We start from the raw sequence: 10,214 nt of genomic DNA on the forward strand, positions 1-10,214 counted from the left end.
AAGTTTAAAATAAATATACCATTGTGGAGTAAATTTAGTTTATTATTATGGAATAATATTTTTTTACAAAGGAGTTTATGAATGAATTTTTCAGCTAAACAAATTGTCTTTATTAGTTTTATGTTATTTTCTATGTTTTTCGGGGCTGGAAACTTAATCTTTCCACCATTTTTGGGGCAGTCAGCGGGGGATCATCTTTGGACGGCTCTTGCTGGTTTTATTATTTCAGCCGTTGGTTTGCCGATTCTAGGCGTGATTGCGGTGGCTAAGGCAGGAAACTTTAACGAACTTAACCAACGAGTTCATCCTTTATTTGCCGTTATCTTTCCATTTCTTATTTATATCGCAATCGGACCTGGACTGGCGATTCCCCGTGCAGGTAGTCTGGCATTTGAAATGGGATTAGCTCCTTTTTTACCAGAAAATTTGGTGGGAAGTTCGCTCGCCTTATTTGTTTACAGTATTGTTTTTTTTGGATTAGTAGCTTGGTTATGTATGTTTCCATCTAAGCTTATTGACCTTTTTGGGAAATTACTAACTCCAATCTTACTAGCCCTAATTGCCATTATTTTTGTAAAAAGCTTAATTGACCCAATTGGTTCATTTGAAACACCAAAGGATAACTATATTTCAAATCCTGTCTTTCAAGGGTTCTTGGATGGGTATTTAACAATGGATGCGCTGGCGGCTTTAGCATTTGGCATTGTTATCGCCAATACATTGAAATCGCAAGGAGTCGTGGATAATAAAAAAAGGTCATTATATATGATATATGCAGGATTAGGTTCAGGGCTTCTGTTAACGGTGATTTACCTTATCTTAGGGTATTTAGGTGCAGCTAGTTCATCGTTAGGAAAAACGGAAAATGGAGCACAAATTTTGGCGAATGTAATGACACACTTGTTTGGTCAAAGTGGGACCTTTATTTTAGGTTTAGTTTTTACCATTGCATGTTTTTGCGTATCAATTGGTTTAGTTACATCATGCAGTCAATTTTTTGCAAATGCTATTCCAAAAATAAATTATAAAACATGGGTTATAATCTTAGCAGTTCTTAGTACTGCCATTGCTAACTTAGGATTAACGGAAATCTTAAAAATCTCTGTTCCGATACTTGGCATGATCTACCCTATTGCCATCGTGGTTATCTTATTAGGTCTTTTTGATGATTTAATTAAGAAATCCCGTCAGATTTATATCACGGTTGTCATCTTTGTTGCTCTTTTTAGTATTATTGATACAATTAATAAAACATTCCTTGCTAATAAATGGAGCGGGGCACTTGAGATCCTTCCCTTCTATAGCGAAGGAATTGGATGGATGGTCCCAGCCCTCATTGGTTTAATAATTGGCTTTCTCCTAGGACTATTTAGTAAAAAACCGTTGGAAGCCTGAAAAATCATCAACCATTAAATACTTCTTGCTAAGAATAAGAACCTTTGAACTAGAAAAGGCTAAACAAGTACTATTTAGCTTTTTAGGGGGGTTTTTATATGTATTTCTATCGAGAAGATTTAATAAACGTAATCGTTCCCGACAAGCCGGACCCTGCAGCTGCAATGGTTCTTCAAGAAACACTTGGCGGGAGATTTGGAGAAATGCGGACGATGATGCAATATTTCTTCCAAAGTTCTAACTTCCGTGGGAATCAAAAACAATACCGGGATTTAATTAGAGGGGTATTTCTTGAGGAAATCAGTCATGTTGAGCTAGTGCAAACAACGATTAATCAACTTTTAAATGGTTCAGGTGAAGAGGCAGTCGGTGCAGGAGGCAGTACAGGTGCCCCGTTAGAAGAGGCCATTAAACATGCAAACCCTCATCACTTTATTATGGGGGCGCAAAGTTCACTTCCTGTGGACGCAGGGGGTAATCCGTGGACTGGAAATTACGTCTATAGTCACGGGAATTTAATCAGTGATTTATTAGACAATTTGGTCTTGGAATCTACTGGGGTTCTGCAAAAATCCCGAATTTATGAAATGAGTTCAAATAAAACCTTTAGAGAAACTTTGGCTTTCTTAATTGTGCGTGATAATGCTCACCAAAATGCTTTTGCCAAAGCATTAGAGACTCTCGGCGTGAATTGGGGAAAACTCTTCCCGGTTCCTAATTATGATATCAATAAATATCCTGAGTGCCGTAAATATGTCGAAATGGGCTTCCATAATGCTCAGTTCAATTTTAGACTTGATGAAACGCTGATTGGCCAAATTTTCCAAGGGGAAACACCAAGCAGAAATGGCGGAACGCTTCAAGTTGTAGAACCGCCACAAGGATATCCGGTTCCTGTTTTACCAGAAATGCCAAATGAACATAGTCCAGGTTTAAGTGATTTAAATTCATAGGTTGCACAATAAAAAAACACGGCTACATCAGTGCCGTGTTTTTTATTAGCTAAATTTTAGGATTGTTTTTTGTCGCTTTTTTTCTCCGTTAGGGCACGATAAATTTGGGTATACATACTGCCTTGAACAATATTTTGGAGAAAAAAGTCTCCAATCAGTTTTAAATATTCTTCATCCTCAAACATCTTTTTGTTTTGTAATTCCATTTCAGCCAAGCCTTCATATTTGGTAAGAAGGGCATATGTATGATCTTCACCAGAAACAGGTGTTAAGATCTCAACATTATGATCATAATTTTCATTACGGAACGTCTTAATTTCCTTTAAATTTTCAATACCTTCTTTAAATTTATCTTGTTTAATCTCAAATGTCTGGTAGACAAAAATTGCCATTAGAAGCATCCCCTAGTTAAAGATTTTACAAACGTAAATTTAAATTCCCCATATTTGACTATAGTTATTCTTCACCAACTAAACTGGTGGTTCCGCGTTTTAAATGGAAATATTTCATTCCACTTAAAAATCTTCTCTGGAGAATAATATCAATAGTAAAACAAAGCTTTGAAAGGATTAGGTGAATAAATGACTTCATATCAACCAGGACAAGTCGTCTATATTATCATTCGGAATCCACATGCTCAAGATGTTGCCAATGTCCAGCAAGCAGCTGTCGTGCAGAATCCGGAGAATCCAGATCAACTTTCTCTTTTTGTTTACGAAACTTATTACCCTCTAACAGAAGAAGTGGCGGTCTATTCATCTGCGGAAGAAGCAGAATATGCCTATCAAGATGCGTTTGGATTTACAGAGATGGAGGGGTATTATGGTTAAACCCTTTGTACCTCAGCTCGTCTATGTTGAGCCAAGCGCACTTGAGTACCCGCTGGGCAAAGAGTTAATCGCCAAATATGAAAGTATGGGAATTGAAATAAGGGAAACAACATCACATAATCAAATTCGAAATTTACCTGGTGATAATGATTTTCAAAAGTATCGTACAGCCAAATCGACGCTAGTGGTAGGGGTTCGAAAAACATTAAAGTTTGATACGTCTAAACCTTCTGCGGAATATGCAATTCCATTTGTAACCGGCTGTATGGGGCATTGTCATTATTGCTACTTACAGACAACCATGGGGAGTAAACCTTATATTCGTACCTATGTGAACCTGGAAGATATTTTCGAAGCTGCTGATAATTATATGAAAGAACGTGCGCCTGAACCAACTAGGTTTGAAGCCTCATGTACATCTGATATTGTAGGTGTGGACCATTTAACCCATACATTAAAAAAAGCGATTGAGTTCTTTGGACAATCGGAATATGGCAAACTGCGTTTTGTAACTAAATTCGCCCATGTGGACCATTTACTTGATGCGAAGCATAATGGGAAAACCCGTTTTCGCTTTAGTGTTAATGATGAATATATCATTAAAAATTTTGAACCGGGTACATCGAGACTGCCAGAACGGATCGAGGCAGCAGGTAAGATTGCTAGTGCTGGATTTCCATTAGGTTTTATTATCGCACCGATTTATCTCCACGAGGGCTGGAAAGAAGGCTATAAAGAAATGTTAGAGAAGCTGGAGGCGGAGCTGCCGGATTCAGCTAAAAAGGATTTAACTTTTGAAATGATTCAGCATCGGTTTACAAAACCCGCGAAGCGTGTCATTCAAAAAAACTACCCGATGACAAAATTAGAGCTTGATGAGACTAAACGAAAATGGAAATGGGGCCGCTACGGGATTGGTAAATTCGTCTATACAAATGAAGAACAAGAAGATATAAAGGATACTTTAGGCGGATATATTAACACCTTTTTTCCGCAGGCAAAAATAGAATATTTCACATAGAAAAAGAGGGATTCCGGAGAATCCCTCTTCAATTATGATTTTTATGATTCCGTTGGGTCTGGTTTAAACGATGGAATTGATTGTTCACTACCATCTGTTAGTTCGTTATCTCTTTTAATCCGACCTTTGCCAACGGCCAATGCTACAAAGACTCCGACAGCTATAAAGATAAGTCCAGTTAAGAAAACTGTAGAAAATGAATCGGACCAGGCGATTTGAATGCCATGAATTACGCTATTTTGAATGTCTTCTGGCATTTTTAAAAGGCTAGGATTGAGAAGCAAACTAAATAACGAATCAGTTTTTTCAGAAAGAGCCGCTAATGCTTTATGTGCAATTGGATTTTCAGCACCATTTGCGACACTAATCATTTCACCTTTTAGTGTATGGTTCATGATTGAATTTAAAATCGTAATTCCAATCGTACCACCTATCGATCGGAAGAAGGTGGAAGCGGATGTAACTGTTCCTAGCTGCGACTTTGGAAATTCATTTTGAATCGCAATCATTAATGTTGGCATAACTAAGCCCATTCCTAAGCCAAGAACAACCATATATGCATAAGCAGTATATTCATTTGAATCGATGCCCATTGTACTCATTAAAAAGAACCCTAATGCACCTAGCAGCATACCTGCTGTTAGTACAGAGCGGAAGCTGAATCTAAGTAATAATTGCCCTCCAAGTATACTTGCCGCAATCATGGCGATCATCATTGGAGTCATGGTTGAACCCGCTTGTGTTGGTGATACACCAAGAATTCCTTGCATGTACATCGGTACGAACATTATTGCTCCAAACATGCCAAGCCCCAGCAAAAATCCTAGCGCATTCATCGTTGCAAACGTTCGATTTTTAAAAAATGAAAGGTCCAAGATTGGTTCGACCGCTTTTCGCTCGATAAAACCGAAAACGATTAGCAGCAGAATTGAACCTCCAAAAATAAGGTAAGAAGTTGTAGATGCCCAGTCAAATTTATCCCCGCCGAAAGTTAAACCAAGTAATAATAAGACAATGGCAGGTATTAATGTGATAATTCCCCAATAGTCAATATTTACTTTTCCTTTAACTGCGGTAGTTTCATGCTTTAATCCCATAAAGATTAGAATTGCTGAAAGTAGCCCAAAAGGAACGTTAATTAAGAAAATCCAGTGCCAGCTAATGCTATCAACAATAATTCCACCTAAGAAAGGGCCAATGACAGAACTTAGCCCAAAGAGTCCGCCAAAAATTCCTTGCCACTTCGCTCGTTGCTCAGCTGTAAAGATGTCCCCAATAATGGTTTGAGATAGGGGCATGATCATACCGCCGCCAATCCCTTGAAGGCCTCTATAGATGACTAGCTGTTCCATTGATGTTGCAGTTGCACACAATCCAGAACCAATAATAAAAATGATTGTTCCTAGTAAATAGAGGAACCTTCTCCCGTACAGGTCTGACAGTTTACCAACAATCGGGACAACCGTTGTAGATGTAATCATATAGGCAGTTGTGACCCAAGCAAAAATGGTAAAGCCATTTAATTCTGATATAATCGTCGGCATGGCTGTTCCAACGATTGTTTGTTCTAAAGCACTGAAAAACATACCGATAATTAAACCGGTGATAACTAATTTGGTATTTATCCGTTTATCTTCTATCGCCATATCATTTTCTCCTATCTAGATGTTATTAAATAAGTCCCGTCATAAAATATACATTATAACTGTCCGGTCAGTCAATATTTTTCGTAGGAAAGGATAAATAATAAAAATATCCTTTAAAGTTAAAATCCATAAAAATTAGCCATTTCCTTGGTGAGTGGTTCTAGTTTTGCTATTCCTTTAAAATTGGAAAGCATTCCTTTGATGACTGGAAGGCGAGGACTTTGTTTGTTAATTTCCTCTTCAAGGACGTCTAATGAAATTTCTAATACTTCTCTATTTTCCATCTGGTCAATTACATTTCTCATGTTTTTGATCAGATTATTTACATTGTCTGGTTCGAAAAATTGCTTTGAATTTTTAATAATATTCTCCATCTTTTCCTCGGTTACGAAGGGCTCCTCACTTGAAATGTCTTTTACGATACTATCCATCCTTTTCATTAAATAATGGGATAGTTTCTCAATCTCAAATTCTGCAGGTTCGAGCATCATTAATCCCACATATGTTTGGAACAACCCTTCAAGAATCAAGGCTAAATCAATCGAATATGGCTCAATCTTTTGACCATAAATTGAAACTAATCCTTTGCGATGTAATAAATGAGATTCAAAACGCTTTTTGAATAAAAGTTTTTTTATTTCTTCATTCCTTGGGATTGCCTGTTCTTTGGAGAGCATAATCATAAATTCTTTATGACCAATAAATGTTCTGAAAAATGCACTGATTTGTTTGATGAATTTTTCTCGCGGGGATAAATCCTGGTTTTCAAAAACTAGCCTGCTTGATTCTATCGTCTCAAATATATATTCCAGTATCGAGAGTAATAAATCATCTTTTGACTTAAAATGTAAATAGAAAGCTCCTTTAGAAATATTACTTTCAGTAGCAATCTCTTGAATCGACGTGGATGAAAAACCTTTTTGAGCAAAAAGCTTCATCCCTGATTGAATAATTACTTTCTCCTTTTCTGTCAAAATAAACCCTCCATTATTAGATGTTTCTATGTAGAAACGTAGTATAATTCTTGACTTATGACTGGTCGGTCAGTATTATTAGATTTGTTATGACCGCATAGTCAATCCTATTCGAATCAGACTGAAATGTCAACATGGTACAAGAAGGAGAGAAAAATGAAGAAAATCATTCAGTTTTCATTGAAGAACAAGTTTGCCGTATGGCTATTGACCATTATTATTACAATTGCTGGATTGTATTCAGGAATGAACATGAAATTAGAAACCATTCCAAATATTAATACACCACTTGTTTCAATTTTGGCTGTGTATCCAGGAGCGACACCCGAGCAGGTAGCAGAGAAAGTGACGGAACCAATTGAAAAGCGTGTCGAGAATTTAGATGGGGTTTCAGTTGTGAGTTCTTCTTCGTTTCAAAACGCATCATCTATCCAAATAGAATATAATTTTGATAAGGACATGGAAAAGGCTCAAAATGAAGTAAAGGAAGCCTTGAGTAATCTTGATCTTCCAGACGGGGTAGAGGAACCAGAAGTCTCCCGTATGAGTTTTTCTGCCTTCCCAGTTATGTCCTTAAGTATTACAAATACTAAACAATCTTTGGCAGAATTAACAAAAACAGCTGAGGAAGATATCATTCCAGAACTTGAAGGTATTGAAGGAGTATCTACCGTTCAAATTTCAGGGCAGCAAGTTGACGAAGTTCAATTGAAATTTAACCAGTCGAAATTAAAGCAATATGGATTAACAGAAGATACCGTGAAGAATTTAATCAAGGCTTCAGATGTTACCATTCCATTAGGATTATACACATTCAAAGACACACAAAAGTCAGTTGTTATGGATGGGAATGTTTCTACATTAAAAGACTTAAAAGCGATGAAAATTCCGATTATCCCAACTGCAGGCGGTGCTCAGCAAGGTGTAGCAGCTAGTCAACAAAACCAAGGACAACCAGGTGTGACAGGGGGTAATGTTAGCCAAGGCAACCCATCAACTGCAGGTATCCCTTCTGTAGAATTAAAAGATATTGCCACAATTGAGGTAGTAGGCAAAGCAGAATCTATTTCACGGACAAATGGCAAAGAGTCCATCGGAGTGCAGATTACTAGTGCCCAGGACGCAAATACAGTGGATGTAGTGAACGCTGTCAAAGAAAAATTAGGTGATTTTGAAGATCAGATAGAGGGATTAAAAGTTACTACCATTTTTGATCAGGGCAAACCGATTGAAGAATCGGTTGCAACCATGATGAATAAAGCCATTTTCGGTGCAATATTTGCCATGATTATCATCTTGCTTTTCTTAAGGAATTTCCGGACTACAATCATTTCGGTTATTTCTATACCATTATCCATATTAATTGCGATTTTACTTTTAAAACAAATGGATATTACGCTTAATATGATGACCCTTGGCGCAATGACTGTTGCAATTGGCCGCGTAATTGATGATTCGATTGTTGTCATTGAAAATATTTTTAGACGAATGTCTCTAAAAAATGAAACATTAAGTGGGAAGGAATTAATTGTTGCCGCAACAAGAGAAATGTTTATGCCAATTTTTTCTTCTACTATTGTAACTATTGCTGTGTTTCTTCCTTTAGGATTAGTGAAAGGCCCGGTAGGCGAAATGTTCTTACCGTTTGCATTAACGATTGTCTTTGCATTATTGGCGTCTCTTTTAGTTGCGATTACAATTGTCCCGATGATGGCTCATTCACTATTTAAAAAAGGCTTATCTGTCAAACAAGCCCATGTAGAAAATAAAACAGGCAGATTAGCCTCTGGTTATAAAAAGCTTCTTAATTGGTCCTTGAACCATAAAATCATTACCTTTGGATTAGCAATTCTATTATTAGTAGGCAGCTTGTTCCTTGTACCGGTGATTGGTGTAAGTTTTCTTCCATCTGATGAACAAAAAATGGTAGTAGCTACGTATAAACCCGAGCCAGGTCAAACTTTAGATGAAGTGGTAAGGATTGCAACCGATGCTGAGGAATTTTTTAAGAACAGAACCGGTGTAAAAACGATACAGTTTTCCGTCGGCGGAGAAAACCCGATGAATCCCGGTCAAAGCAATTCAGCTATGTTTTTTGTAGAGTATGATAAAGATACCAAAAACTTTTCCAAAGAAACTGAAAAAGTTATCAATGATTTAAACAAACAAAATGAAAAAGGTGAATGGGCAAGTCAAGACTTTTCAGGTATGGGATCATCGAATGCACTTTCATTTAATGTGTATGGTGAAAATATGGATGAGATTGAACCTGTTGTGAATAAGATAGAGAAAATTTTCAAAAGTAAGGACACTCTTAAAAATGTGAAGACTAGTATTGCTGATACCTATGAAGAGTATACCCTTGTCGCTGATCAGAAAAAGTTAAGTCAATTAGGACTTACAGCAGCGCAAGTAGGAATGGAACTTTCTGGTAATGGACAGCGTCAAGTATTGACAACCATTGAAAATAATGGCAAAGAAATGAATGTCTATCTAGAAGTCGAGAAAGATGATTATGAGAATATTAATGATTTAACCGATAAAACGATCCAATCCCCAATGGGTATGGCAGTCCCTATTAAGGATGTTATCGATATTAAGAAGGGGCATACATCTGATACGATTACCAGACGTGATGGCCGTATTTATGCAAGTGTAAGTGCTGAAATTACGACCAAAGATGTTTCAAAAGTTTCTGCCGCGGTTCAAAAGAAGGTAGACAAAATAAAACTTCCTTCAACTGTTGATGTTTCGGTTGGAGGGGTATCTGAAGATATCGCAGAATCCTTTACACAGTTAGGGTTAGCCATGCTTGCAGCGATTGCGATTGTCTATTTAGTACTCGTTATTACATTCGGTGGAGGATTAGCACCGCTAGCAATTCTATTCTCATTACCGTTTACGATCATTGGAGGACTATTAGGATTGTTGATCTCTGGTGAAACCTTAAGTGTTTCAGCTATGATTGGTGCCTTGATGTTAATTGGTATTGTTGTAACGAACGCAATTGTTCTGATTGACCGTGTGATTCATAAAGAGAATGATGGATTATCGACAAGAGAAGCGATTCTTGAGGCAGCTGGGACACGACTGCGTCCAATACTGATGACAGCCATTGCGACAATTGGTGCACTTATACCGTTAGCAATCGGAATGGAAGGAAGCGGACTAATTTCAAAAGGATTAGGTGTGACAGTCATCGGCGGATTGACAAGTTCAACGCTGCTTACCTTAGTAATTGTACCGATTGTGTATGAAACACTGATGAAAATGAAGCGAAAAGAGAGAAAGCAAGTAGAGAAAGCATTATAGGAGTACGAAAATGAATAGCAGTTGATTCTTTTGTTTTTGTAACAGAGGAGTCAGCTGCTATTATTTTTATCAGAGTCTTGACA

Annotated in this window: 8 protein-coding genes; 5 read left to right on the forward strand and 3 right to left on the reverse strand. The window is 37.3% G+C overall.

Features of this window, described 5'->3' with window-relative positions; genetic code table 11:
* Positions 1-81 precede the first annotated feature (81 nt).
* A complete protein-coding gene (gene brnQ / locus V7659_RS05690) occupies positions 82-1,395 on the forward strand; it encodes a branched-chain amino acid transport system II carrier protein (RefSeq protein ID WP_335538709.1) in 1,314 nt (437 codons plus the stop codon).
* Between the two features lie 98 nt (positions 1,396-1,493).
* Positions 1,494-2,348: a manganese catalase family protein gene (locus tag V7659_RS05695; RefSeq protein WP_335538710.1), complete on the forward strand. Its 855-nt coding sequence runs from the start codon at positions 1,494-1,496 to the stop codon at positions 2,346-2,348.
* Positions 2,349-2,404: 56 nt separating this feature from the next.
* On the opposite strand, the gene V7659_RS05700 is transcribed toward V7659_RS05695, so the two are convergent.
* Complete coding sequence (locus V7659_RS05700; protein ID WP_335538711.1) at positions 2,405-2,740, reverse strand: hypothetical protein; 336 nt, start codon at positions 2,738-2,740, stop codon at positions 2,405-2,407.
* A gap of 189 nt (positions 2,741-2,929) precedes the next feature.
* On the opposite strand from V7659_RS05700, the gene V7659_RS05705 reads away from it, so the two are divergent.
* A complete protein-coding gene (locus V7659_RS05705; RefSeq protein ID WP_335538713.1) occupies positions 2,930-3,178 on the forward strand; it encodes a transcriptional regulator SplA domain-containing protein in 249 nt (82 codons plus the stop codon).
* Complete coding sequence (gene splB, locus V7659_RS05710) at positions 3,171-4,199, forward strand: spore photoproduct lyase (protein WP_335538715.1); 1,029 nt, start codon at positions 3,171-3,173, stop codon at positions 4,197-4,199. Before V7659_RS05705 ends, splB begins: the two co-directional genes overlap by 8 nt.
* Positions 4,200-4,240: 41 nt before the next feature.
* Here splB and V7659_RS05715 read toward each other — a convergent pair whose 3' ends face one another.
* Positions 4,241-5,845, reverse strand: a complete 1,605-nt coding sequence (locus tag V7659_RS05715) for an MDR family MFS transporter (RefSeq protein WP_335538717.1) — start codon at positions 5,843-5,845, stop codon at positions 4,241-4,243.
* 119 nt (positions 5,846-5,964) lie between these two features.
* Complete coding sequence (locus V7659_RS05720) at positions 5,965-6,819, reverse strand: TetR/AcrR family transcriptional regulator (RefSeq protein ID WP_335538719.1); 855 nt, start codon at positions 6,817-6,819, stop codon at positions 5,965-5,967.
* Positions 6,820-6,975: 156 nt separating this feature from the next.
* Here V7659_RS05720 and V7659_RS05725 point away from each other — a divergent pair, with 156 nt between their 5' ends.
* Entirely contained in the window at positions 6,976-10,131 is a 3,156-nt protein-coding gene (locus tag V7659_RS05725) for an efflux RND transporter permease subunit (RefSeq protein ID WP_335538720.1), read from the forward strand.
* Positions 10,132-10,214: the final 83 nt, after the last annotated feature.

The organism is Neobacillus drentensis, from assembly GCF_036966985.1.
Classification (GTDB): Bacteria; Bacillota; Bacilli; order Bacillales; family Cytobacillaceae; genus Neobacillus; species Neobacillus drentensis_E.

Bases quoted from the DNA above. Each gene is read 5' to 3' on its own strand.
- V7659_RS05725 (WP_335538720.1), top strand. From the start codon at position 6,976: ATGAAGAAAATCATTCAGTTTTCATTGAAGAACAAGTTTGCCGTATGG.
- splB (WP_335538715.1), top strand. From the start codon at position 3,171: ATGGTTAAACCCTTTGTACCTCAGCTCGTCTATGTTGAGCCAAGCGCA.
- brnQ (WP_335538709.1), top strand. From the start codon at position 82: ATGAATTTTTCAGCTAAACAAATTGTCTTTATTAGTTTTATGTTATTT.
- V7659_RS05705 (WP_335538713.1), top strand. From the start codon at position 2,930: ATGACTTCATATCAACCAGGACAAGTCGTCTATATTATCATTCGGAAT.
- V7659_RS05695 (WP_335538710.1), top strand. From the start codon at position 1,494: ATGTATTTCTATCGAGAAGATTTAATAAACGTAATCGTTCCCGACAAG.
- V7659_RS05700 (WP_335538711.1), bottom strand. From the start codon at position 2,740: ATGGCAATTTTTGTCTACCAGACATTTGAGATTAAACAAGATAAATTT.
- V7659_RS05715 (WP_335538717.1), bottom strand. From the start codon at position 5,845: ATGGCGATAGAAGATAAACGGATAAATACCAAATTAGTTATCACCGGT.